Origin of the sequence: Streptomyces sp. XM4193, assembly GCF_023072595.1 — a bacterium.
In the GTDB taxonomy this organism is placed as follows: Bacteria; Actinomycetota; Actinomycetes; order Streptomycetales; family Streptomycetaceae; genus Streptomyces.
Map to the genome: position 1 here is coordinate 1,166,108 of NZ_JALLGK010000001.1, position 22,718 is coordinate 1,188,825.

Consider the following 22,718-nt stretch of genomic DNA (forward strand, 5'->3'; position numbering starts at 1 on the left):
TGCCGGGGCGGTTCGCCGGAGACCCCCGTTCCGGCGAACCGCCCCACCGCACCGGCCCTGTGCGCCGGATCGGTCAGCGCGAGAGCGACTGGTACTTGCGCACCGCCAGCGGCAGGAAGATCGCGGTGATGATCAGCGGCCAGACGACCGCCATCAGCATCGCGTTCTGCTCGACCCAGCTGTCCCCGAGAGCCGGCGACGCCTGGCCGAACAGCTCGCGGATGGCGTTGGCGGTGGAGGAGACCGGGTTCCACACGGCGATGGTGCCGAGCCAGTCCGGCATCATCGACGGCGGTGTGAAGACGCTGGAGAGCATCCCGAAGGGGAAGGCGAGGGCGAAGAGGTTGCCCGCCGCCTCCTGGTTGGGGACCATCAGACCCAGCAGGACCCCGATCCAGATGAGCGCGAACCTCAGCAGGAGCAGCAGGCCGAACGCCGCGAGCGTCGCGCCGAGCCCGCCGTCCGACCGCCAGCCGATGGCCAGTGCGATCAGTGCCAGCACCGCGAGGTCGAGGCCGGCCTGGATGACGTCGGAGATGCCGCGGCCGGTGACGACCGCCGAGGGCGCCATCGGCATCGAGCGGAAGCGGTCGGTGACGCCGCGCTCCTTGTCGATGACGACGGCGAGGGCGGTGTTCGTGAAGCCGAACGCCATCGTCATCGCGAACATGCCGGGCATCGCGAACGTCTTGTAGTCCAGTCCTCCGCCCACATCCATCGCGCTGCCGAAGACGAACACGAAGAGCAGCACGAAGATGATCGGCGAGCCCAACTGCCAGGCGATGTTGGCGGGTTGCTTCACCAGGTGGGTCAGATCCCGCCGGACGATCGTCGTGCAGTCCGCGAAGGCCCAGTAGAGCCGGCGCTCGGGGCCGTCCAGCGGGGGCAGCACGACCGCCCGGCCGGACGCGGTGCCCTTGGAACCGCCGCTTCGGGCAGCGGACTCGGATTCGGTGGTGGTGCTCATACGGCTGCTGCCTCCTTGGACTCGCCGGAATCTCCGGACTGCTCCGGGGGACCGCCCCGGTCCCCTTCTCCGCGGGGGGCCGCGACCTCCCCGTCCGCGGCCTCCCGCCCCGCGCGACTGCCGGTCAGACGCAGGAACACCTCGTCGAGGGTGGGGCGCCGCAGGCCGATGTCGACGACCTCGGTGCCGTCCTCCTGGAGGGTTCGGGCCACCTCGGTCAGCGCGGCCACCCGGTCCGAGACCGGGCCGGTGACCCGCAGCGTCTCGACGTCGCTCTCCGGTTCGGCGCCGCTGACCCTGGCGATGACGCGCTCGGCCGCCGGCAGGTCCTCCGCGCGGCTGACCACCACCTCGATCTGGTCGCCGCCGATCGCCCGCTTCAGGGCGTCCGGGGTGTCGTCGGCGATCTTGCGTCCGCTGTCGATCACCGCGATGCGGTCCGCCAGTTGGTCGGCCTCGTCCAGGTACTGGGTGGTGAGGATGACCGTGGTGCCGCTCTGCACGAGCGAGCGCACCGAGGACCAGACCTCGCTGCGGCTGCGCGGGTCGAGCCCGGTGGTGGGTTCGTCGAGGAACAGCACCCGGGGAGCCAGGATCATCGACGAGGCGAGGTCCAGCCTGCGCCGCATGCCGCCGCTGTATCCGCGCACCTGCTTGTCGCCCGCGTCGACGAGCTCGAACTGCTCCAGCAGCTCCGTCGCGCGCGCCCTGGCGGTCCGGCGGTCGACGTGGAAGAGCTTGGCGAACATCTCCAGGTTCTGCCGGCCGGTGAGGATCTCGTCGACGGCGGCGTACTGCCCGGTGAAGCCGATCTGGCGGCGCACCAGGCGGGGTTGGGTGGCGATGTCGTAGCCGCCGACGGTCGCCCGGCCGCCGTCGGGGCGGAGCAGGGTGGCCAGTACGCGGACGGCGGTGGTCTTGCCCGCGCCGTTGGGGCCGAGCAGCCCGTGGACGGTGCCGGTCGGGACGGCCAGGTCGAAGCCGTCGAGTGCGTGTTTGACGTTGTTCTTGCGGCCGTAGCGCTTCTGCAGGTCCTCGGCGAGGACCGCGTGTTCGGACGGGTTCACGGTGGCTCCCTCTTGCGCGGAGTGCGGTGGTCTGTCGTGCGGTGCTCGGGGTGGTCGGGCGGTGCGGTGCGCGGGTGCTCCGGGCCGGTTTCCGCCGGAGGTGCGGCGGACGCACCGCGGCTTGCGTGAGGTCTCGGGGTGCGTACGGAGGGCGCGGCGGCGAACCACCGGCCGGCAATCTGGGTACGCTGTACTCGGTAAGAATAGCGTACGCCGTACCCAGAATGAAAACCACTCCGTAAACTGACGTACCTATGGCGAGCGAACACACCGGAAGCGGCGACCTCACCCGCAGCCTCGAACTGCTGTGGGGCACCAAGGAGCGGTCCACCCGCGGGCCCAAACCCGGCCTCACCCTGGACGCGATCGTGCACGCGGCCGTGGAGCTCGCCGACCGCGAGGGGCTGACGGCGCTGTCCATGCGCAACGTCGCCGCCGAGCTGGGCGTCGGCACGATGACCCTCTACCGGTACGTACCCGGCAAGGGCGAGTTGCTGGATCTGATGATCGACCACGTCAACGGCGCGAGCGCCGAGCCCGATGCCTACCGCGGCAAGGACTGGCGGGCGACGCTGGAGTGGATCGCCCGGGACAGCTGGGAGCAGTACGTCAAGCACTCCTGGCTGCTCCAGGTGAACCAGGTGCGCCCGGTGCTCGGCCCCAACATGCTGGGCACCTTCAACTCCTCGCTCGGGGCGCTGGAGGAGCTGGCGCTGACCTCGCGCGAGAAGGTCTCGCTCTTCGTGGCGATCGACGGACTGGTCACCGGGCTGGCCCGCAACCACATCCTCCAGCAGCAGGCGTTCGAGCATTCCGGCGTCACGGACGACGAGTTCTGGGAGACGCAGGAGCCGTTCCTGGAGCGGGCCATGGAGAGCGGCGACTTCCCCCTGGTCGCGGCGCTCGCCGAGGACACCTTCAATCTTCGCGACGAGGACGTGCTGGAGCTGGCCATGCGGGCCCTGCTGGACGGCTTCGAGACACTGGTCCGCACCCGCGCCGCGGGAGCGCCGCCGCTGCCGGGCATGGCAAACGGCGACTGACTCCCGGCTTCGCGCGGGCGGCGGCCGTGCGGTTCAGCGCTTGCGGGAGCCGATCACACGGCGCAGCCCGAGCCAGATCGCCACGGCGGCGGCGAACGTCGCGGCGCCGAGCAGCAGATTGCCGTCGGCCTGCGGGCTGTCCGGGTCGGAGCCGCCGCCGGAGCCCTTCCCGCTCTCGTCCTTCTTCTGCACGTCGGCGGGGCGCTGGTCGCCGTGGAGCTCGACCGGCTTGACCTCGCTGGCCTCGCCCTCGCTGCCGTAGAGCAGCCGTTTGCCGTCCGGAGTGAACGTGACGGACTCGCCCTGGCGCTGCAACGGCACCTGCAACCGGCTCAACCGCTCGGGCCTGCCGCCGGCGAAGTCGTACATGATGCCGCCGAAGTAGCCGCGGACGGCGAGTCTGCTGCCGTCGGGAGAGAAGGCGGCGTCGGTCGCCCAGAGATCGATCTCGGCGATGCGCTCGAAGGTGTTGACGCCCTCGGTGGTGAGCTCCTCCGGGCCGCGGTAGAGGCCGTCGCCGTCCTCGTTCTTGCCGACGATGTAGACGCGGCCGGTCTTCGGGTGGACCGCGAGGGACTCGGCATCGCGCTTGCCGTCGTCGTAGGCGATGCGGAAGACGGTGGGTTGCAGGGTCTGGTCGACGAGCTTCTCCGGCTCGGGGAAGCGGTAGATCCACAACTCCTCCCAGCGTCCGCCGAAGTTGTCTCCGATGTCTGCGATGTGGACGTTGCCGTCCGGACCGACCGAGACGGCCTCCAGGTCGCGGCCCTCGACGCCGGTGAGGGTGATCGCGGCGACGGTCTCGCCGGTGGCGCTGTCCACGGCGTACACCATCGGCTGGTAACCGCTGTCGTTGTGCGTCCAGTAGACGCCCTTGTGCGCCCGGCTGGCCGCCAGGCCGCTGGACTCCTTGATGCGCGGATCCTTGAGGGTGAACGCCTCGGTCGGCCCCTCGTCCTCGGCGGCAGCGGCCGACGCGGCACCGAACGCCCCGGTGGCGAGGACGGCCAGCACAACTCCCAGTGCACGCAAGCGCTTTCGCATGCACCCAGCCTGCCATGTCCGAAACAAGCACCGGTGACCGGTATCACGTCGCGGTCCCACTGTCGCTCCGGCAGGATGAAGCGGTGCGACTGATGTGCGTGGGCGATTCAATGACCATCGGCGGTGCCGGCGACTTCACCTGGCGCTACCGCCTCTGGAGCCACCTTCGCCGAAGCGGCGCCGCGCACGTCGAGTTCGTCGGTCCGCGCAGCGAACTGCACGAGGGCTCGCAGGAGTACGCCGACCCCGCCTTTCCCGCCGCGGCCCGCGCCCACCTGGCCGGTTGGGGCGAGGGCTGGCTGCATCTGTCCGAGGCCGTCGGCGACGCCGTGCGCGAGCACCGGCCGGACACCCTGCTGATCTCGCTCGGGCTGATCGACCTCGGCTTCTACACCGGTGCCGAGCGGACCGCCGAGAACGCCCGCCGCTTCCTCGCCGCCGCGAGAGCCGCCCGGCCCGACATCCGGGCCGTACTGCTCCCGGTCATTCCCAACACACGGGCCGACACCGACGTGCTCTTCGCCGCCGAGTGCGCACGGTTCAACGGACTGCTCGCCGAGCTGGTCGCCGAACTCACCACCGCACGCTCGCCGTTGGTGCTCACCGGCCGCCCGCCCGGCTACACCCTGGAGCACGACACCCACGACGGCACCCATCCCTCCGAATCCGGGGAGCACCGCCTCGCCGCCGCGTTCGCCGACGCCCTGCACGCTGCCTGGTCGTTCGGCGCCCCGTACGCCGTGCCCGCGCTCCCGCCGCTCGCCCAGCCCGCCGCCCGAGCCGCCTGACCGCCCGGCGACGGGGGCGGTGCGAGCGGCAGTACGGGCACTACGGCAACAGGCGCCCTTGCGGCGGAGATTGCCCGCTGTGGCGGGCCGGGGCACGAAGCACTCGTACGGGGGACACCGGCGAGCGCGCCACCGCCGGGAAACGTCCCGGGCTCCGCCCCGTCGAGCCGTGTCCCACCGAGCCGAGGGCGTTGCGGACGGGCCCGGCGCACCGAACCCGCCGCGTTCCGGGCGCCCTTGCTTGGAGCGCACTCCAACGCCTTGACTTGGCGCCATGGAATACACGCAGCTGGGACGCACCGGACTCAAGGTCAGCCGCCTCGTGCTCGGCACGATGAACTTCGGTCCGCAGACCGACGAGGCCGACAGCCACGCGATCATGGACGCCGCGCTGGACAGCGGCGTCAACTTCTTCGACACCGCGAACGTCTACGGCTGGGGCGACAACAAGGGCCGCACCGAGGAGATCGTCGGCAGCTTCCTCGCCAAGGGCGGCGGTCGCCGCGAGAAGGTCGTACTGGCCACCAAGGTCTACGGGAACATGAGCGGCGACGGCGTCGCCCCCTGGCCGAACCACGACCGACTCTCGGCCGTCAACATCCGCCGGGCCGTGGACGCCAGCCTCAAGCGGCTCCGGACCGACCACATCGACCTCTACCAGTTCCACCACGTCGACCGCCGTACGCCGTGGGACGAGATCTGGCAGGCCATCGACGTACTGGTGCAGCAGGGCAAGATCCTCTACGCCGGTTCCTCCAACCACGCCGGCTGGCACATCGCGCAGGCCAACGAGACCGCTGCCCGCCGCGGCAGCCTCGGCCTGGTCAGCGAGCAGTGCCTGTACAACCTCGCCGAGCGCCGCGCCGAGATGGAGGTCGTCCCGGCGGCCGAGGCGTACGGGCTCGGGGTGATCGCCTGGTCGCCGCTGCACGGCGGACTGCTGGGCGGCGCGATCCGCAAGGAGCGCGAGGGAGGCGGTTCGCGCACCGGGCAGGGTCGTTCGGGCGACGCCCTGAAGAACACCGCGGTGCGCGAGCAGGTCCAGCGCTACGAGGACCTGCTGGAGCGGCACGGGATCGACCCGGGCGAGGCGGCGCTCGCCTGGCTGCTCACCCGGCCCGGCGTCACCGGCCCGATCGTCGGTCCGCGTACGGCCGAGCAGTTGGCCTCCGCGGTGCGCGCGGTCGAACTCAAGCTGAGCGACGAGGTGTTGGCGGGGCTGGACGAGATCTTCCCCGGCCCCGGCCCCTCGCCGGAGGCGTTCGCCTGGTGAGCCACCGGCCCACCGGGCGGGCCGGGTGAGCCGGGCGAGCCGCGGGCCGCGGGGCCCGACGGTCCACCGCGCAGAGGCGTCCCACCAACTCACCGTGCACGTTCGGTGACCCGTCGGCCCACCGCGTACGAGCGCGGGGGCCGGCGGCGGCCGTCCGCGTACGAGCCCGTGATCGGGCGGGCGCGCGGGCCTGTCGGTGCGGGCCGGCGCCCGCCGGTACGGGTCCGTGCTCGCCGGTACGGGTCCGTGCGGCTCGGCCCGGCCGGCTCGGCGCTATCGGCCGAAGGCGGCTGCCACCGCCACCACGGCGAACATCAGCACGAGCAAGCCGGTCACGATCCGCGTTCTGGTCTTGGCGTCCACGGGACCACGGTAACCGCCCGGTCCGGACCGCCGGTCACCCGCCCGGTGGCGAGCCCAACCCGAAGCGCGCCCACCGCTCGTACCGGGGCTGCTGCTCCTGCCGGGACTGCGCGCCGGCGCGGTCGGGCCGCTGCGGCAGGCTGCGCAGCAGTACGACCTCGGTGACCCGCCACGGGCGGGTGCGCAGCGACCGCAGTTCGTCGACCCAGGGGAGCAGCGGCACTTCGGCAGGGCGTCCGCGTGCCAGGGTCACGTGCGGCACGAACGGGAGTCGGTCGTCGGCGGGCACCCCGGCCGCGCGGCCCGCCCCGGCGGCAGCCGCGGCCAGGGCCGCCAGGGCAATCGGTGGGGCCGGCCTTGACGGCGCCGACGGCCAGGGCGGCGGCGCCGTCGGTGGGGCCGGTGAGACGGGTGCGGCCGGCCGTCCCGGGGCGGCCGGTTCGCTCCCGACGCCTGCCCACAGGACGGCGTCGCCGAAGTGGCCGCCGCCGTCGAGCCACACCTCGAAGGGCCGTTGCCGCGCGGCCGAGCGACCGAGTTCGCGACAGAGTCCGGTCGCGAGCCGCTCGGGCACCGGGCCGTGGAACGCCAGCGTGCAGTGCAGGTCCGCCGGGGCGCTCCAGCGCAGCCGGTCGGCTCCGGGCAGGGTCCGCAGCGCGGCTGTCCGCAGCCGCAGCTCCTCCCGTACGGGCTCCGGGAGTTCGATCGCGGCGAAGAGGCGCACCGGGGGTTCGCTGCCCGCCGCTCCGGCGCTCAGGGCTGCCCGTCGGTCCGGGGCGCGGCGAGCGTCAGCTCCCTGCGCTCCACCGCCGCGGCGGTGGGAACGGCTCCCGCGACCGGCCCGTTGCTCGGGGGCGTACCTGTGTCCGTGCCCGTGTCCGCGGTGATGCCCGCGGCGCGCGGATCGCGCGGAACGAAGGTGACCCGGTAGCTGCGCACCTGCATCCGCAGGCCCGCCGCACGGGCCAGCGCCAGGCCGACGAGCCCAGCCGACAGCAGCGAGACCAGACCGCCGCTGGCGAAGCCGATCCGGGCGCCGTAGGTGTCGGTGATCCAGCCCATGAGCGGACCACCGATCGGAGTGCCGCCCACGAAGACCATCATGAACAGGCTCATCACCCGGCCCCGCATCGCGGGGTCCGCGGCCAGCTGCACGCTGCTGTTGGCCGTGACGTTGAAGGTCAGGCCCATGATCCCGATGGGCAGCATCAGCAGCGCGAACAGCCAGTACGTCGGTGCCACCGCCGCGACGATCTGGAGCACGCCGAAGAGCCCGGCAGCCGCGACCATCAACCGCATCCGCGAGGAGTTGCGCCTGGCCGCGAGCAGCGCACCGGTGACCGAACCCGCGGCCATCAGCACGTTGAGCAGGCTGTAGGCGCCCGCGCCCTGGTCGAAGACGTGGTCGGTGAAGGCGGTGAGCCAGATCGGGAAGTTGAAGCCGAAGGTGCCTATCGCGCCGACGAGCACGATCGGCCAGATCAGTTCGGGACGGCTGCGGACATGGCGCAGCCCTTCGCGCAACTGCCCCTTGCCGCGCGGCACCGGGTCGATCGGGTGCAGCTCGGAGGTGCGCATCAGCAGCAGTCCGGCGATCGGTGCGAGGAAGGACAGACCGTTCAGCAGGAAGGCCCAGCCGCTGCCGACGCCGGTGATCAGCACACCGGCGACGGCCGGGCCGACGAGCCGTGCGGACTGGAAGTTGGCGGAGTTGAGCGAGACGGCGTTGCGCAGCTGGTCGGGGCCGACCATCTCGGAGACGAAGGTCTGCCGGGTCGGGTTGTCCACGACCGTGATCATGCCGAGTGCGAAGGCCGTCGCGTACACGTGCCAGACCTCGACATGACCGGTCAGGGTCAGCACGGCCAGCACGATGCCGGTCATGCCCATCGCGGTCTGGGTGATGATCAGCAGCTTGCGCTTGGCGCAGCGGTCGGCGAGGACGCCGCCGTAGAGGCCGAAGAGAAGCATCGGCAGGAACTGCAGTGCCACGGTCAGACCCACGGCGGTGGCGGAGCCGGTGAGGGTGAAGACCAGCCAGTCCTGGGCGATGCGCTGCATCCAGGTACCGGTGTTGGACACCACCTGGCCCATGGCGAAGAGTCGGTAGTTGCGGATCCTCAGCGAGCTGAACATCGAGTTGCCGGGCTTGTCAGGCTTGCCGGCCGGTCGGGCGGTGGTGTCCGCGCCGTCGCCCGCGGTCACGGGGCCGGTGCTCGCGGGGTTCTCGCGGGCGGTGCCACCTGTGCCGTGCGGGGTGTCGTCGGTTGTCGGGTCGGTTCCTGGTGCGGGTGCGGAGTCTGCTCCGGGTCCCGTACTCAAGGGCGGTTCGCCTCCTGGATCGGTACTGCTTCGGTTGTCGCGGCGCCCGGCCGCAGGGCTGGGCGCACGCTGTGCGGGGGAGTCCCGCGGTCTTTCAGCGCGGGGGCGCGGACAGATGCGCGAGCTTCTCCAGCACGGAGGTCGCCGCGCGCAGCTTCTCCCACTCCTCCTCGTCGAGCTGGCCGGCGAGGTCGGTGAGCCAGCGGTCCCGTTTCATCCGGCTGGCGGCGAGCATGGACTCCGCGCGCTCGGTCCGGGTGACGACCTTCTGACGCCGGTCGTCGGGGTGGGCCTCCAGCTCGACCAGGCCCTTGGACTCCAGCATGGCCACGATCCTCGTCATCGAGGGCGGCTGCACGTGCTCCTTGCGGGCGAGCTCTCCCGGGCTTGCCGAACCGCACCGGGAGAGAGTCGCCAGCACCGACATCTCGGTGGGGCTGAGCGACTCGTCCACTCGCTGGTGCTTGAGCCTGCGCCCGAGCAGCATGATCGAGGAGCGGAGGGTATTCACGGCGGCGGCGTCCTCGCCGTGGGACAGGTCCGGCATAGTCGTTAGGGTAACTCATTAGCCCCGCTAACAACCACCCGTTTGTGAGCACTGCCACGGGTCGTCCGAGGGACACCGTCGGATGCCGCATCTCGCCGGTGGAGAGCCGCACTTCACCCTTATGAGTGAGACTACGGCCGAACCGGGCCGCACACACCACAGCCCCCAGGAACGTGGTGGGCATGACATCGAAGGTGCTCAGCGTCCGTATCGACAGTGAGCTTCTCGACCGGCTCACCCAGCACGCGGACCGACGGCGGATGACCGTGCAGGACTACGTGATCGGCATGATCGTGCGGGAGGACTTCGACGAACGCTTCAAGGTGGCGGTCGAGGAGACCGAGCGCTTCTACAGCCGCCCGCAGGGACCGACCACCGCCGGCCGCGGCGGCTCCGGAACGACTTGAGTACGGGCCGGCAGCGCACCCGGACCCGTGCGCGGCCACCGGCCCGGGCCCGCGCCCGTCCGCAGGCCCGGGCCCGTGACGGCGACGGGGGCTAGACGCCCAGCAGTTGCTCGATCGGGTTGAGCAGGAAGTACACCAGGAAGCAGAAGGCGACCGCGTTCAGCAGCCACGGGATCTCGCGGAAGCGACCGGTCGCGGTGCGCAGCACCACGAAGGCCAGCACGCCGATGCCGATGCCGTTGGTGATGCTGTAGGTGAACGGCATCGAGATCATCGTGAGGAACGCGGGCACCGCGATGGTGATGTCGTCCCACTCGATGTCCTTGACGTTGGCGGCCATGATCAGCAGTCCGACGACCACCAGGGCGGGGGTCGCGGCCTGTGAGGGCACCACGGTGGCCAGCGGGGTGAAGACCAGCGCGAGCAGGAAGAGCCCGCCGGTCATCAGGTTCGCCAGGCCCGTACGAGCGCCCTCGCCGACACCGGCGGTGGACTCCACGAAGCAGGTGTTGGCCGAGCACGAGCCCGCGCCGCCGAGCGCGACCGCCGCGCCGTCGGTCATCAACACCCGGCCCATGCCGGGCAGTTGACCCTTCTCGTCGGTCAGCTTCGCCTCCTCGCCGACGCCGATGATGGTGCCCATCGCGTCGAAGAAGCAGGACAGCAGCACCGTGAAGACGAAGAGGCAGCCGGTCAGGATGCCGACCTCGCGGAAGCCGCCGAAGAGCGAGATCTCTCCGATCAGCCCGAAGTCGGGTGCGCTGACGACCTTCTCCGGCAGGGAGGGGACGGCCAGGCCCCACTTCTCGTCCGGGATCGAGGCCACGCTGTTGATCACGATGGCGACCACGGTCATCACGGCGATGCCGATCAGGATCGCGCCCTTGGTCCTGCGCACCAGCAGCACGAACATCAGCGCCAGGCCCAGCACGAAGACCACCACGGGCCAGCCCTGGAGCTGTCCGCCCTGGCCCAGCCCCAGCGGGACCGTGGTGTTCGCGGCGTCCGGGTTGCGGCTGACGAAGCCCGCGTCGACCAGGCCGATCAGCGAGATGAACAGGCCGATGCCGATCGCGATGGCGCGCCTGAGGCCGCCGGGGATCGCGTCCAGCACACGTTGCCGCAGGCCGGAGGCGACCAGCAGCATCAGCACCAGCCCGGCCAGCACCACCATGCCCATGGCGTCCGGCCAGCTCATCTTCGGCGCCAGCTGGAGCGAGACGACCGCGTTGATGCCGAGTCCTGCCGCGAGCGCGATCGGCACATTGCCGATGACACCCATCAGCACCGTGGTCAGACCGGCCATCAGCGCGGTGGCCGTGACCAGCTGCGCGTTGTCGAGCTGGTTGCCGTACTTGTCGGCGCCCGAGCCGAGGATGATCGGGTTCAGCACGATGATGTACGCCATCGCGAAGAACGTCGCCAGCCCGCCGCGCAGCTCGCGGCTGACCGTGGAGCCGCGTTCGGTGAGCCGGAAGAAGTGGTCGAAGCCGTTGCGGGGTGCCTTGGGGGAGCTGCCGGAGGCGGCCGAACCAGTGGCCTGAGCGGGCATGCGGAACCTCGGGTGGAGAGATGTGCGAGGAGCCTTCGCGCCGGCCCTGCGAGCCGGGAAGGCGCGGATCCTTGAGAAGGCGCTCCACATTGAGGCCGGACCCTTGAAACCGGTCCAGTATGAGCGCACCGCGGAGCCGAAAGCCAATCCCCTGCGCCGCGCAGTGGCCTTCCCCACAGCACCTGCACGGCACCCGTACAGCACCCGCCGACGGCGCCGCGGCGGGCTGTCCGACCGTGCTCGATACGCTGGTCGCGATCCGCCCGTACCCGAGAGGCTGCCCCAGACCATGCGCGTGAGTAACTGGACCGACGGCAAGCGACAGGCGCCGCCTCCGCTGGAGGGGAACGTCGTCGCCACCGTCACGGGCGGCACCGTGGTGTGGTTCGTTCTCTTCCTCGTCCAACTCCCCTTCTACGGCTGGTTCGCGGACCGCGGCCACACCTGGTGGGTCTGGACGCCGCTGGCCGGCACCGCCCTCGGGCTGATCGGCCTCTGGTACGTACGCCGCCGCGCCGCCGCCATCGCGCGCGCGGAACGCGCCGAGGCGGAACGCCCCCGGGCGGCCGGCGCGGAGGCGGACGAGGCGGACGAGGCGGGCGAGGCGGACGGGATCGCCGGGGGCGCGGAGGCCGCCGGGGTCGTCGGGCCGGACTTCGCCCGTACCGGGCTCAGCTCCGCGCAGGTCGCCGAACGCGTGGCGCGCGGCGAGGTCAACGACGTACCCGTACGTTCCTCCCGCTCCACCGGCGAGATCGTCCGTGCGAACGTCTTCACCCGGTTCAACGCGATCATCGGCGTCCTCTTCGCCATCATCCTGGTCGTCGGGCCCATCCAGGACGGCCTGTTCGGCTTCGTGATCATCGCCAACACCGGTATCGGCATCATCCAGGAGCTGCGGGCCAAGCGGACTCTGGACAACCTCGCGGTCATCGGTGAGGCCAAGCCGAAGGTCCGGCGCGACGGCACGAGCGTGGAGGTGCCGACCGGCGAGATCGTGCTCGGCGACCTGGTCGAGCTGGCCCCGGGCGACAAGGTCGTGGTGGACGGCGTGGTCGTCGGCGCCGACAACATGGAGATCGACGAGTCCCTGCTCACCGGCGAGGCCGACCCCGTCGTCAAGCAGCCCGGCGACACCGTGATGTCCGGCAGCTTCGTCGTCGCGGGCGGCGGCTCGTTCACCGCGACCAAGGTCGGCAAGGAGGCGTACGCCGCACAACTGGCCGAGGAGGCCTCCCGCTTCACGCTCGTCCACTCCGAACTGCGCAGCGGCATCTCGCAGATCCTGAAATACATCACGTACATGCTGGTCCCGGCCGCGATCGGGCTCATCATCAGCCAGATGGTCGTGGAGAGCCGGGGCGCCGACGAGGCGATCCGGCGCATGGTCGCCGGCATCGTGCCGATGGTCCCCGAAGGGCTCGTGCTGCTCACCTCGGTCGCCTTCGCGATCGGTGTGATCCGGCTGGGACGTCAGCAGTGCCTGGTGCAGGAGCTGCCCGCGATCGAGGGCCTGGCCCGCGTCGACGTGGTCTGCCTCGACAAGACCGGCACCCTCACCGAGGGCGGCATGGACGTCACCGAGGTGCGGGGGCTGAACGGCGTCGACGAGGAGCGGGTGCGCGAGGTGCTCGCCGCCGTCGGCGACTCCGACCCGCGCCCCAACGCGAGCCTCCAGGCGATCATCGACGCCTGTCCCGCGCAGGACGCGAGCGGCTGGCGGTGCGAGAGCGCGCTGCCGTTCTCCTCCGCCCGCAAGTACAGCGGCGCGGTCCTCACCGACCCGCGGGGAGAGACCGCGACCTGGCTCCTGGGCGCCCCCGACGTGCTGCTGCCCGCGGACGACCCGCGGCTCACCGAGATCGACGAACTCAACGCCCAGGGCCTGCGGATCCTGCTGCTCGCCCGAGGCACCCGCCCGCTGGACCACCCCGCCGTCGCCGACGGCGTCGAGCCCACCGGACTCGTCGTGGTGGAGCAGCGGCTGCGCCCCGAGGCCGCCGACACCCTGCGCTACTTCGAGGAGCAGGACGTCGCCGCCAAGGTGATCTCCGGCGACAACGCCGTCTCCGTGGGCGCCGTCGCCGGCAAGCTCCAACTCCCCGGCGCCGACGACCCGGTGGACGCCCGCCGGATGCCGCAGGGCAAGGAGGAGATGGCCGCCGCCATCGAACGCGGCGCCGTCTTCGGCCGGGTCAGCCCCCAGCAGAAGCGGGAGATGGTCGGCGCGCTCCAGGCCAAGGGCCACGATGTGGCCATGACCGGCGACGGCGTCAACGACGTGCTGGCCCTGAAGGACGCCGACATCGGTGTCGCCATGGGCAGCGGCTCGGAGGCGGCCAAGTCCGTCTCGCAGATCGTGCTGCTGAACAACAGCTTCGCCACCCTCCCCTCGGTCGTCGCCGAGGGCCGACGGGTCATCGGCAACATCGAACGGGTCGCCAACCTCTTCCTGACCAAGACCGTCTACTCGGTGCTGCTCGCCGTCCTGGTGATCGCCTGGCAGATCCCGTACCCGTTCCTGCCGCGACACCTGACGCTGCTCTCCGCGCTGACCATCGGCATCCCGGCCTTCTTCCTGGCCCTGGCTCCGAACAGGGAACGCGCCAAACCCCACTTCGTGCGCCGCGTCATGCGGTACGCCGTCCCGTCCGGCATCATCGCGGCCACCGCCACGTTCACCTCGTACATGATCGCCAGGTCCTTCTACACCGGCGAGGGGTCGTTGGAGGCGGAGACCAGCGCGGCCACGCTGACGCTCTTCCTCACCGCGATGTGGGTGCTGGCGATCGTCGCCCGCCCCTACACCTGGTGGCGCGTCGGGCTGATCCTCACGATGGCGTGCGGCTTCGTGGTCGTGATGGTGACGCCGTGGTTGCAGCACTTCTTCCAGCTCAAACTGGTCGGCCTCACCATGCCGCTCACGGCGGCGGCCATCGCCGCGGTGGCGGCGGTGCTCCTGGAGATCGCCTGGCGCGTCGTCGCCACCCGCTTCCCGGCGTAGCCACCCGGGGCGGGTGGTGACCTCTGTCGTCGGGCTCGGCCACGCCGAACGCCTGCGGCGCGCGCTCGGCCACGCCGAACGCCTGCGGCGCGCGCTCGGCCACGCCGAACGCCTGCGGCGCGTCCGCGAGTTGGTCCGGGCAGGCGGACTCCGGTCGTTCAGAGGCCGGGGCGGTCGGCCCCGAGGTGGACGAGGAAGGCCGTCCACTGCGCCGCGGGTACGGCGAGGGTGGGGCCGTCGACGTTCTTGGAGTCGCGCACCCGAGCGACTGCGCGACCGGCTGCCACTTCGACGCACTGACCGCCGTTGCCGCTGTAGGAGGAGGTCAGCCAGCGGAGGGACTCGTTGGTGTTCGTCATGGATCGGCCTTTCGCCGTGTGCGGTGAGCCTTGCTTCCGAAGTGCCCGGCGAGAGCGGGCCGTTGAGGGAACGCACTGTCGTTGTGCCCCGGCCGGAGCGCCTTCATCGCAGGGGCGCACGCCGTTCCGTGGTGAACACCCCGGGTTGGTCACCACGGCTGTGACCGGGGCCGTGCCTACCGTGGGTGGTATGGACGACATCGGAGTTGAGCTCGACGACTTTCTCGGCCGTTACGCCGGCACGCTCTCCTCGTACGACTCGCGGGGTGCGGCGGCCCTGTGGGGGAGCCCCGGCATGATCCTCACCGACCGGGAGGGCGCGGGTGTTCTGGAGTCCCGCGAGGCCATGGCCGAAGGGCTGGAGCGGTCGTATCCCGTCTATCGCAAGCTCGGGCTGGCCTCCGTCGGGTACGAGCGTCTCGGCCACGAGTTGCTCAGCGAGGCCGTCGTGCTGGTCCGGGTGCGCTGGCTCTTCCACGACGGCGACGGCGAGCTGATGACCGACAGCTTCGCGAGCTACGTACTGCGCCGTGACGAGGAGGGGCTGCGGGCTCATCTGTGTGTTCCCGCCGACGACATCGAGAAATTGCAGGCTCTCGCGGATCGGAAGGGAGTCGACCTCTTCGAGTAGAACTCCCGGCGTGCGGTGGGCCGTTCACGTCGTACGGCCCCGCGGCGTCTGCAGGCGCGGCGGGGCCGTACGCGGTGTGCGGTGTGCGTCAGCGGTCGGCCTTGAGGGTGGTGAGGAAGGCGGCCCACTGGGCGGCGGGCACGGCGAGGGTGGGACCGCCGACGTTCTTGGAGTCGCGCACCGGGACGAGGCCGTGGGACGCGGCGAGGTCGGTGGCGACCTCGACGCAGTCGCCGCCGTTGTCGCTGTAGGAGGACGTGAACCAGTGTGGGGACTCGCTCGGGAGCGTCACGGATTGCCCTTTCGTAGCTCTTCGATCATGGCCACCGAGGCCGCCTGGGACAGGGATTCGGCCTGGAGCTGATGGTAGGCGGAGAGCAGGGGCAGTACGGAGGCCGCGTCGCGCTCCAGATGGCCGCGCAGCTGGGACTCCGCGTAGGCGACCACGGTCAGATCTGGCAGTGTCAGCAGATTCACCGGGAGGTTGAAGGGCCGCAGCTCGCCCATGCTGAACGGGGCGATCTGGAGGACGGTGTGGGGGAGTTGGGCGAACTCCAGCAGCCGGTCGAACTGCTCGCGCATGACGCTCTCGCCGCCGACGCTTCGGCGTATGCAGCTCTCGTCCATCACGACCAGCATCGCCGGCGGGCTCGGTCGGGTCAGCGCGGCCTGCCTCTCCGCCAGGAACTCGACGCGCTCCACGGCATGGCCGGACGGGATGGCGCCGCGTCGGACCGCGCTCTCCGCCAGAACCCGTGCGTACGCGGGGGTTTGCAGCAGCCCGGGGATGATGCCCACGTTGTACAGGCGGATCTCCACGGCGCTGCTCTCGCGGCTGACGTACTCCGGGAAGCCCTCCAGCAGGCTGCCGTGCCGGATGTCCCGCCACTCCCGCTCGAAGGAGTCAGGGCCGTCCTTGATGCCGAAGGCGCGATCAAGTCGGCGGGCGAAAGGGAGAGTTGGCGGTTTGCGAACAGTTTCCACCGCCGAGATGTGCTGGCCGGAGTACTCCGTCCGCTCGGCGAGGAGGTCTTGGCTCCATCCGCGATCCTCGCGGAATCGCCTCATGCGTACGCCGAACGCGGCACGCGGACCGGCCTCCGGGTCGATTTCCTTGCGGTTGACCACGCTGTCACCCGTCTCTTCCTTCAGGTCTGGTCAGTTGAAGAGCTCAGAACGCTGGGCCACGCTGTCGCTTCCCGGTAGTGAACTCACTACGGAGAGGAGTCAGCGTGCTGGGAGACAGCGAACCCCCGAGGCCGTCGGTCCCACTCGGTTCATCGGCGCCCGAGACGCCGGACCTGAGCGAACTGAAGGTCAAATCAAGTGACTTGACAGTATGTAGTGAAGAAGTCACACAGTGGTGTGGGGGTGAGGAGGGGAGTGAAGCGAGTCCGATCCGGTCGGGAGGATCGTTGATCTTGGCCGGTGGAGAGGGTGAGGGGGAGGCGGAGGAACCGCAAAGACCGACCCGGGACGAGCTGAACGCGCGTATCGCTGGATTGCGGGTGCGGATCGAGCAGCACTTCGAGGACTTGGAGAAGCGGTGAGTCAACGAACGTACGCCTTCAGGAAGTTCGTCGTGGTGCGGGACACCGAACCGGACCGGGAGCCCACCTGCTTCGCGATGCAGTGCGCGGTCTGCGAGGAGGCCGGGCCGCTCGTCGAGTCGGCGAAGTCCTCAGACCCGCAGGGGCAGTTGAGGGCCGACGAGGAGGCGAAGAGGCAGGCGGCGCAATGGGTGCCGGTGCACCGTCGGGAGCAACCGGAGCATCTCTCGCACCGGTTGATCCGTACGACCCCGTACCGGCTGGTGCCGGGGGAGTGGGAGTGAGGACGGCGAGCGCGTGCGTCGGGATGCTCGCCGGCCCTGGAACGCCGAACGCCGTCGACGTGTCCCCTCACACGTCGACGGCGCGATCAAACGGTCGGCCGATGCCTCGGGTCAGTCGAGGCAGAACTCGTTGCCTTCGATGTCCTGCATCACCAGACACGACTCGTTGACCCCGTCGGCGACGAGCAGCCGTACCCGCTTCGCGCCGAGCGGGAGCAGTCGGGCGCACTCCGATTCCAGTGCGGCGAGACGCTCCTCGCCCACCAGGCCGGTGCCGACCCGTACGTCCAGATGCAGCCGGTTCTTGGCGGCCTTGCCCTCCGGCACCCGCTGGAAGTACAGCCGCGGACCGGTCCCCGAGGGGTCGGAGCAGACGAAGCCCGCGTCGCGCTCCTCGGCCGGCTGGGTCTCCTCGTAGGCGTCCCAGCTGTCGAACCCCTCCGGTACGGGCGGTACGACGTAGCCGAGAACCTCGCACCAGAAGCGGGCGAGGCGCTGCGGCTGCGCGCAGTCGAAGGTGATCTGTACCTGTCGGATGGGTGCCATGGCGGGATCGTAGGACAAGTGAACCCGCCGTCGCCAGCGGTTATTTCGGGTGCGGCGGTGCGGTGTGGTGGTGCGGGGCGTCAGGAGACGCAGAACTCGTTGCCCTCGGGGTCGGTGAGCACGGACCACTGGCCGCCCTGGTCGTCGACGTCGTGGAGGTGGGTGGCGCCGAGCGCGGTGAGGCGGGCGACCTCCGTCGCGCGACTGCCGGCCTCGGCGTGCACGTCGATGTGGAGGCGGTTCTTGGTGGTCTTGGCCTCGGGGACCTGCTGGAAGAGGATGCGGCGGCCGAGCCCGATGCCGGTCTCGGCGGCGTACGGGTCGTCGGGGTGGCGTACGGCCACGACGGTCCGCCAGGAGGGGCGGCCGTGGTGCTCGGTGAGGAGTGAGTCGTCGATGGCGCCGGCGCCGACCAGCCCGTTGATGAGGACGCTGTTGTCCTCGACCAGGTAGCCGAGGGTCTGTGCCCAGAAGTCGGCGACGAGGTGCGGGTCGTGGGCGTCGACGACGAGCTTCCAGCTCAGGGCCATGGCGCGACTCCGGTGTGAGGTGAGGGGCGAGCGGGCTCGCGGGTGTGCTCGCAGGTGGGAAGCCTACGGCGGGGGTGTGACAGTCGGGTCGAAGCGCGCGGTGCGGTGTCGATCGGGTGGTGCGGCGTTGGCTGGGTGGTGCGGTGTTGGTCGGGTGGTTCGGCGGGTTGCCGGGTGGTGATGCGCGCTTGGTCGGGTGGTGTGGCGGTTGGGCCGGAGTGGCGGCGCGGGTGGTGATGCGGGGGCGTGCGGGCGGCGAAGTGCGCGGCGCTCAGGGCGAGTTCGGGGCGACCGGGGGAGGGCTGCCTGCGTTGAGCTGGGCTTTCGTGGCGAGTACCCAAAGGGAGTAAAAGGTGCGTACAACCATCGGCGGTCGATCCCTGTCGAACTGGTGGAAAACAGGGGGAAGGATCGGTGAACGGGGAGAGGTATCGCGTTCCGCAGTCATGAAATATCGCCAGAAGGCGGTGGATTGCGGTCGGTGGCGAACGACCCGGTCGGCTTCCTCGTCGAGACCACACGCCCCGGACGGGGCACCAGGGAAGGACACGAACGCCATGGCTCTGAACACGCGTCGTATCAGGATCACCGCGGTGGCGCTGGGCGTCTCCGCGCTTGCGGGAGGCACGCTGCTGGGGGCGGGAGCGGCCCAGGCGGCGCCCGCAGCGGCGAAGGCGGCTGCCGCGCCGGCGCTGCCGTACGGCACCGTCGTCACTCCGGCCGGGGTGAACACCAGGCAGTACCCGAGCACCGACTCCTCGGTGAAGGGGACCCTGGTGTACGGGCAGCAGGTGGGCCTGGACTGCAAGGTCAACGCCCAGAACGTGGACGGCAACACCGTCTGGTTCAAGCTGCGGGGCGCCGAGCAGTGGGTGACCGCGCGCTGGGTCGACAACACCGGAACGGTCCTGCTGTGTAAGGACAAGTACCCGACCGCGGCGAACGGCAGCCGAGCGGCGAACGCGGCCAAGGGCTGACCGCAGCAGCTGAGTTGAGGTGTGTGGGGCTCGGTGGATACGCCGGGCTCCACACCGGGTCCAGTGGCAACGGGCACCGAGAGTTGGGGAGTTGGCGGCTCGTTCGGTGTCGGGTGTCGCGCCGCACTGCTCGCCCGGTCCTCGGCGGGCGGGTGAGGCTACGGCTCAACCGGCCTCAATGGGACGGACGTTGGGGCCGTGTGGCTCAACCGGCGTCGGTGGCGAGGACGTTGAGCAGGTGCTCGACCTCGCGGGCGACGGCGGCGCGGGCAGGGCCGAGATAGGTGCGGGGGTCGGCCGTCTCCGGCCGTTCGGCCAGCTGCTCGCGCACGGCGGCGGTGAACGCCTTGTTGAGGTGCGTGGCGACGTTCACCTTGGTCATACCGGCGGCCACCGCCCGGCGCAGATCGTCGTCGCCCACTCCGGAGGAGCCGTGCAGCACCAGCGGCACCGGTACCGAGGTGCGCAACTCGCCGATCAGCGCGAAGTCCAGCACGGCGTCCCTGGTGAGCATCGCGTGCGAACTGCCGACGGCGACTGCGAGCGCGTCCACGCCGGTGGCCGCGACGAACTCGCGGGCCTCGGCCGGGTCGGTGCGAACGCCGGGAGCGTGGGCGCCGTCCTTGCCGCCGACCTCGCCGAGCTCGGCCTCCACCCAGACGCCGTGCCGGTGGCAGTGCTCCGTGACGGCCGCGGTGGCGGCCAGGTTCTCGTCGTACGGCAGCTTCGAGGCGTCGAACATCACGCTGGAGAAGCCGAGTTGAACCGCCTCGTGGGCGAGCGCGGCCGACTCGGCGTGGTCGAGGTGCACCGCGACCGGCACGCGGGCGGCGCGGGCGACAGCCAGCGTCGCGTGTGCCAGGGGAGCGAGGGCGCCGTGGTACTTCGCGGTGTTCTCGCTGATCTGGAGAACGACGGCACGCCGCGCCGCCTCGGCGCCGGTGACGATCGCCTCCGCGTGCTCCAACTGGACGACGTTGAACGCGCCGACTCCGCGGCCGGCGAGCGCTGCCGGACGGACGATCTCGTCGGTGGGTGCGAGCGGCATGGTGCGTACTCAACTTCCTTCTGAGGCAGGGGCGTTCGGCACGTCGGAACGAGCGGTGCGCGGCGGTCCGGCAGCCGCCGACGGCGCGGTGGTGGCTGGTGGGGCGCCTAGGTGGCCGGGGCGTACACCGCGTACAGGGCGTACAGGGTGCACGGGGGCGGGGCGTACGGTGACGCGTGCGCGCAGTTCCTCGTGGGCCCGGGCGTCGAACTCGCCCGCCACCGGGCGCAGTACGGCCGCCGCCGAGACGGCGACCGCCTCGCGCAACACCTCGGGCCAGCCCTCCGGGCACGCCGTACGGCCGTCCGCGATCCCCGCGGCGAGGGCCGCGACGCAGGCGTCGCCCGCACCGGTCGGATTGCCGGCGAGTCTCGTGGGCGGCACGGCGTACCAGGCGCCGTGCGGTGTGTCGGCGTACAGCCCGTCCGGTCCGGCGGAGGCGACCACGGCGCGGGCGCCGAGCGCGCGCAGCCGCGCGACCGCCTCCGGCAGGGTCCGTCCGCCGACGTCGTGCGGACCGTCGCCGGGACGGTCCGGGACTTCGCCGGGCCTGCCGTCCGAGCTGCTCGTGGGGCCGGCGCCGGTGGTGTGGCCGGTGCCGGTGCCGGTTTCGGTGCCGGTGCCGGGGGAGGGCGGGGCGGAACGGGACGCGGTGGAGCCGTCCTGAGCGGGGGTGGGCGCCAACTCGGGGCAGTCGTCGAGGAGTTCGGCGAGTCCGGCGAGTTCGGCGGCGTTCGGTTTGACCAGGTCGGGGCGGGCCGACAGAGCGGCGCGGAGTGCGGGCCCGCTGGTGTCCACGACGGCCGCGGCGCCCCGGCCGTCGTCGCCGTACCGGTGCGCGAGTCGTGTGAGCAGGGCGTACGCGTCCCGCGGCACTCCCGGCGGGAGGCTGCCCGAGAGCACGGCGACGCGGCAGTCCGCGACCAGCGAGCGGAAGCGGACGGTGAAGGCGTCCCATTCGGCGGGCGAGACGGTCGGACCGGACTGGTTGAAGATTGTGGCGTCGCCGTCCTCGGCGGAGACGATCGCGACGGTGCGGCGCGACTCGCCCCCGATGTCCAGGAGTTGCTCAGCGAGCCCCGCCGACTCCAGCTCCGCGCGGATGAGTTGACCCGTACTGCCGCCGGCCAGGCCGGTCACGGTGGAGGGCCGGCCGAGGGCGTGCAGCACCCGGGAGACGTTGAGGCCCTTTCCGCCGGCGCGCTCGTGGCTCCGCCCGACGCGGTGCGAGGCGCCCGGCACGAGCGCGGCCACCTCACAGGTGACGTCGAGCGCGGCGTTCAGTGTCACGGTGAGAATCACGACGGCCAACTCTCCTCGTCCGTGCAGGAGTTGGCCGTCCGGGAAGGCGTGGCGGACGGTGTTCGGGGCGCGGCCATCTCTTCCGCCGCCGTCAGCTGTCCCGGGCGTCGAGGACGACGGACCGGGTGAGGTTGCGCGGCCGGTCCGGGTTGTGGCCCGCGGCCTCGGCGAGCAGCACGGCGAGCCGCTGCGCGCGCACCAGATCGGCGAGCGGGTCGAGTGCGCCGCCGGCCGAGGCCGCCTCCAGGTGGCCGCCGACGCCGCGCACCTCGTCCGCGAGACCGGCCGGCACCTCGCCGAGCACCCACGCCACCCGGCCTGGACCGGTGATGCTGATCGGACCGTGCCGGTACTCCATCGCCGGGTACGCCTCGGTCCACGCCTGTGCGGCCTCGCGCATCTTGAGGCCGGCCTCAAGCGCCAGACCACAGGTCCAGCCGGTGCCGAGAAAGGTGAACTGCTCGGCGGAGCTGAGCTGTTCGGTCAGCGGCGCGGTCAGGGCGCGTTCGGCGTCCGCCGCGGCCCGCTCGATTGCGGCGACGCCGGCGGGCAGCGCGTTCTCGGCCTCCAGATGGGCCCGGAAGAGTGCGAGCGCGGTGGTGGCGAAACGAGTCTGGACAACCGACTCCTCGTCCGCGAAGTCCAGCACGGCGACCGCGTCGGCCAGGCCCGCGATCGGGGTGTCGGGGTCGCCGGTCACCGCGCCGGTGGCCGTGCCGGTGCCCCGTACGCGCGCCAGCAGTTCGAGCACCTCGGTCGTGGTGCCGGAGCGGGAGAGCGCCAGGATCCGGTCGTAGGCGCGGCCGTGCGGGAACTCGGAGGCGGCGAAGGCGTCGGTCTCGCCGTGGCCGCCCCCCTCGCGCAGCGCCGCGTACGACTGGGCGACGAACCAGGACGTACCGCAGCCGACCACGGCGACCCGCTCGCCCCTGCGGGGCAGGGCCGCTGTGTGCCGCTCCAGGGTGCGCGCGGCCTCGCGCCAGGTGTCCGGCTGGCTGGCGATCTCCACTGCGGTGCGTGAGCTGCCGGGCTCAGCCGGGGCGGCGGCGGAGGTGCCGTTGGCTGCGGACATGTGGGGCTCCTTGGGGCGGCGGCGGATGCGTGGCGGCGGTGC

General features: G+C 71.3%; 23 protein-coding genes. 8 read left to right on the forward strand and 15 right to left on the reverse strand.

Going from position 1 to position 22,718, the window contains the following annotated elements; translation table 11 throughout:
- Positions 1-73: 73 nt before the first annotated feature.
- Positions 74-967 carry an ABC transporter permease gene (locus tag MTQ01_RS04845; protein WP_247487006.1) on the reverse strand — a complete coding sequence of 298 codons (894 nt, stop codon included), beginning with the start codon at positions 965-967 and terminating at the stop codon, positions 74-76.
- Positions 964-2,034: an ATP-binding cassette domain-containing protein gene (locus tag MTQ01_RS04850; protein WP_247487007.1), complete on the reverse strand. Its 1,071-nt coding sequence runs from the start codon at positions 2,032-2,034 to the stop codon at positions 964-966. Before MTQ01_RS04850 ends, MTQ01_RS04845 begins: the two co-directional genes overlap by 4 nt.
- Before the next feature lie 254 nt (positions 2,035-2,288).
- On the opposite strand from MTQ01_RS04850, the gene MTQ01_RS04855 reads away from it, so the two are divergent.
- Positions 2,289-3,077, forward strand: coding sequence for a TetR/AcrR family transcriptional regulator (locus tag MTQ01_RS04855; protein WP_247487008.1), 789 nt, complete (start codon positions 2,289-2,291; stop codon positions 3,075-3,077).
- Positions 3,078-3,110: 33 nt separating this feature from the next.
- Here the strand turns inward: MTQ01_RS04855 and MTQ01_RS04860 are convergent, their stop codons facing one another.
- Positions 3,111-4,121 (reverse strand): esterase-like activity of phytase family protein, encoded by a 1,011-nt coding sequence (locus MTQ01_RS04860; protein WP_247487009.1) that lies wholly within the window; start codon positions 4,119-4,121, stop codon positions 3,111-3,113.
- Between the two features lie 83 nt (positions 4,122-4,204).
- Here MTQ01_RS04860 and MTQ01_RS04865 point away from each other — a divergent pair, with 83 nt between their 5' ends.
- Together MTQ01_RS04865 and MTQ01_RS04870 are read left to right on the forward strand one after the other, a co-directional pair.
- Positions 4,205-4,909, forward strand: coding sequence for a GDSL-type esterase/lipase family protein (locus tag MTQ01_RS04865; RefSeq protein ID WP_247487010.1), 705 nt, complete (start codon positions 4,205-4,207; stop codon positions 4,907-4,909).
- Between the two features lie 274 nt (positions 4,910-5,183).
- Positions 5,184-6,182 carry an aldo/keto reductase gene (locus MTQ01_RS04870; RefSeq protein WP_247487011.1) on the forward strand — a complete coding sequence of 333 codons (999 nt, stop codon included), beginning with the start codon at positions 5,184-5,186 and terminating at the stop codon, positions 6,180-6,182.
- Positions 6,183-6,579: 397 nt separating this feature from the next.
- Here MTQ01_RS04870 and MTQ01_RS04875 read toward each other — a convergent pair whose 3' ends face one another.
- The 3 genes from MTQ01_RS04875 to MTQ01_RS04885 form a co-directional block, all read right to left on the reverse strand.
- Positions 6,580-7,269, reverse strand: a complete 690-nt coding sequence (locus tag MTQ01_RS04875; protein ID WP_247487012.1) for a 2'-5' RNA ligase family protein — start codon at positions 7,267-7,269, stop codon at positions 6,580-6,582.
- Positions 7,270-7,298: 29 nt separating this feature from the next.
- Positions 7,299-8,867, reverse strand: a complete 1,569-nt coding sequence (locus MTQ01_RS04880) for an MFS transporter (protein WP_247487013.1) — start codon at positions 8,865-8,867, stop codon at positions 7,299-7,301.
- 94 nt (positions 8,868-8,961) lie between these two features.
- The gene (locus tag MTQ01_RS04885; RefSeq protein ID WP_247487014.1) at positions 8,962-9,414 is read right to left on the reverse strand and encodes a MarR family winged helix-turn-helix transcriptional regulator; all 453 of its coding nucleotides are present in this window, start codon (positions 9,412-9,414) and stop codon (positions 8,962-8,964) included.
- Between the two features lie 182 nt (positions 9,415-9,596).
- On the opposite strand from MTQ01_RS04885, the gene MTQ01_RS04890 reads away from it, so the two are divergent.
- A complete protein-coding gene (locus tag MTQ01_RS04890; protein WP_247487015.1) occupies positions 9,597-9,821 on the forward strand; it encodes a hypothetical protein in 225 nt (74 codons plus the stop codon).
- 91 nt (positions 9,822-9,912) lie between these two features.
- Here MTQ01_RS04890 and MTQ01_RS04895 read toward each other — a convergent pair whose 3' ends face one another.
- A complete protein-coding gene (locus MTQ01_RS04895; RefSeq protein ID WP_247487016.1) occupies positions 9,913-11,373 on the reverse strand; it encodes an NCS2 family permease in 1,461 nt (486 codons plus the stop codon).
- Positions 11,374-11,986: 613 nt separating this feature from the next.
- Here MTQ01_RS04895 and MTQ01_RS04900 point away from each other — a divergent pair.
- Positions 11,987-14,377 (forward strand): HAD-IC family P-type ATPase, encoded by a 2,391-nt coding sequence (locus MTQ01_RS04900; protein ID WP_247487751.1) that lies wholly within the window; start codon positions 11,987-11,989, stop codon positions 14,375-14,377.
- Between the two features lie 158 nt (positions 14,378-14,535).
- Here the strand turns inward: MTQ01_RS04900 and MTQ01_RS04905 are convergent, their stop codons facing one another.
- Entirely contained in the window at positions 14,536-14,736 is a 201-nt protein-coding gene (locus MTQ01_RS04905; RefSeq protein ID WP_247487017.1) for a DUF397 domain-containing protein, read from the reverse strand.
- 190 nt (positions 14,737-14,926) lie between these two features.
- On the opposite strand from MTQ01_RS04905, the gene MTQ01_RS04910 reads away from it, so the two are divergent.
- Positions 14,927-15,367, forward strand: a complete 441-nt coding sequence (locus MTQ01_RS04910) for a hypothetical protein (protein ID WP_247487018.1) — start codon at positions 14,927-14,929, stop codon at positions 15,365-15,367.
- An 88-nt stretch (positions 15,368-15,455) separates the two neighbouring features.
- Here MTQ01_RS04910 and MTQ01_RS04915 read toward each other — a convergent pair whose 3' ends face one another.
- The gene (locus tag MTQ01_RS04915; protein ID WP_247487019.1) at positions 15,456-15,659 is read right to left on the reverse strand and encodes a DUF397 domain-containing protein; all 204 of its coding nucleotides are present in this window, start codon (positions 15,657-15,659) and stop codon (positions 15,456-15,458) included.
- The gene (locus MTQ01_RS04920) at positions 15,656-16,495 is read right to left on the reverse strand and encodes a helix-turn-helix transcriptional regulator (protein WP_308294360.1); all 840 of its coding nucleotides are present in this window, start codon (positions 16,493-16,495) and stop codon (positions 15,656-15,658) included. Before MTQ01_RS04920 ends, MTQ01_RS04915 begins: the two co-directional genes overlap by 4 nt.
- A gap of 418 nt (positions 16,496-16,913) precedes the next feature.
- On the opposite strand from MTQ01_RS04920, the gene MTQ01_RS04925 reads away from it, so the two are divergent.
- Positions 16,914-17,201 (forward strand): hypothetical protein, encoded by a 288-nt coding sequence (locus MTQ01_RS04925; protein WP_247487021.1) that lies wholly within the window; start codon positions 16,914-16,916, stop codon positions 17,199-17,201.
- A 111-nt stretch (positions 17,202-17,312) separates the two neighbouring features.
- On the opposite strand, the gene MTQ01_RS04930 is transcribed toward MTQ01_RS04925, so the two are convergent.
- Positions 17,313-17,747: a VOC family protein gene (locus MTQ01_RS04930; RefSeq protein ID WP_247487022.1), complete on the reverse strand. Its 435-nt coding sequence runs from the start codon at positions 17,745-17,747 to the stop codon at positions 17,313-17,315.
- Positions 17,748-17,827: 80 nt separating this feature from the next.
- Positions 17,828-18,277 carry a VOC family protein gene (locus MTQ01_RS04935; RefSeq protein ID WP_247487023.1) on the reverse strand — a complete coding sequence of 150 codons (450 nt, stop codon included), beginning with the start codon at positions 18,275-18,277 and terminating at the stop codon, positions 17,828-17,830.
- Between the two features lie 557 nt (positions 18,278-18,834).
- On the opposite strand from MTQ01_RS04935, the gene MTQ01_RS04940 reads away from it, so the two are divergent.
- Complete coding sequence (locus MTQ01_RS04940; RefSeq protein WP_247487024.1) at positions 18,835-19,254, forward strand: hypothetical protein; 420 nt, start codon at positions 18,835-18,837, stop codon at positions 19,252-19,254.
- Between the two features lie 205 nt (positions 19,255-19,459).
- On the opposite strand, the gene MTQ01_RS04945 is transcribed toward MTQ01_RS04940, so the two are convergent.
- From MTQ01_RS04945 to MTQ01_RS04955, 3 genes are all read right to left on the reverse strand, one after another.
- Positions 19,460-20,302 carry a class II fructose-bisphosphate aldolase gene (locus MTQ01_RS04945; RefSeq protein ID WP_247487025.1) on the reverse strand — a complete coding sequence of 281 codons (843 nt, stop codon included), beginning with the start codon at positions 20,300-20,302 and terminating at the stop codon, positions 19,460-19,462.
- Between the two features lie 9 nt (positions 20,303-20,311).
- A complete protein-coding gene (locus MTQ01_RS04950; RefSeq protein WP_247487026.1) occupies positions 20,312-21,604 on the reverse strand; it encodes a 1-phosphofructokinase family hexose kinase in 1,293 nt (430 codons plus the stop codon).
- 91 nt (positions 21,605-21,695) lie between these two features.
- Entirely contained in the window at positions 21,696-22,676 is a 981-nt protein-coding gene (locus MTQ01_RS04955; protein WP_247487027.1) for an SIS domain-containing protein, read from the reverse strand.
- Positions 22,677-22,718: the final 42 nt, after the last annotated feature.

Excerpts from the sequence above, each read along its gene's own strand:
- MTQ01_RS04870 (WP_247487011.1), top strand. The coding sequence starts at position 5,184 with ATGGAATACACGCAGCTGGGACGCACCGGACTCAAGGTCAGCCGCCTC.
- MTQ01_RS04945 (WP_247487025.1), bottom strand. The coding sequence starts at position 20,302 with ATGCCGCTCGCACCCACCGACGAGATCGTCCGTCCGGCAGCGCTCGCC.
- MTQ01_RS04860 (WP_247487009.1), bottom strand. The coding sequence starts at position 4,121 with ATGCGAAAGCGCTTGCGTGCACTGGGAGTTGTGCTGGCCGTCCTCGCC.
- MTQ01_RS04885 (WP_247487014.1), bottom strand. The coding sequence starts at position 9,414 with ATGCCGGACCTGTCCCACGGCGAGGACGCCGCCGCCGTGAATACCCTC.
- MTQ01_RS04890 (WP_247487015.1), top strand. The coding sequence starts at position 9,597 with ATGACATCGAAGGTGCTCAGCGTCCGTATCGACAGTGAGCTTCTCGAC.
- MTQ01_RS04905 (WP_247487017.1), bottom strand. The coding sequence starts at position 14,736 with ATGACGAACACCAACGAGTCCCTCCGCTGGCTGACCTCCTCCTACAGC.
- MTQ01_RS04930 (WP_247487022.1), bottom strand. The coding sequence starts at position 17,747 with ATGGCACCCATCCGACAGGTACAGATCACCTTCGACTGCGCGCAGCCG.
- MTQ01_RS04940 (WP_247487024.1), top strand. The coding sequence starts at position 18,835 with ATGGCTCTGAACACGCGTCGTATCAGGATCACCGCGGTGGCGCTGGGC.
- MTQ01_RS04855 (WP_247487008.1), top strand. The coding sequence starts at position 2,289 with ATGGCGAGCGAACACACCGGAAGCGGCGACCTCACCCGCAGCCTCGAA.
- MTQ01_RS04935 (WP_247487023.1), bottom strand. The coding sequence starts at position 18,277 with ATGGCCCTGAGCTGGAAGCTCGTCGTCGACGCCCACGACCCGCACCTC.
- MTQ01_RS04955 (WP_247487027.1), bottom strand. The coding sequence starts at position 22,676 with ATGTCCGCAGCCAACGGCACCTCCGCCGCCGCCCCGGCTGAGCCCGGC.
- MTQ01_RS04895 (WP_247487016.1), bottom strand. The coding sequence starts at position 11,373 with ATGCCCGCTCAGGCCACTGGTTCGGCCGCCTCCGGCAGCTCCCCCAAG.
- MTQ01_RS04845 (WP_247487006.1), bottom strand. The coding sequence starts at position 967 with ATGAGCACCACCACCGAATCCGAGTCCGCTGCCCGAAGCGGCGGTTCC.
- MTQ01_RS04910 (WP_247487018.1), top strand. The coding sequence starts at position 14,927 with ATGGACGACATCGGAGTTGAGCTCGACGACTTTCTCGGCCGTTACGCC.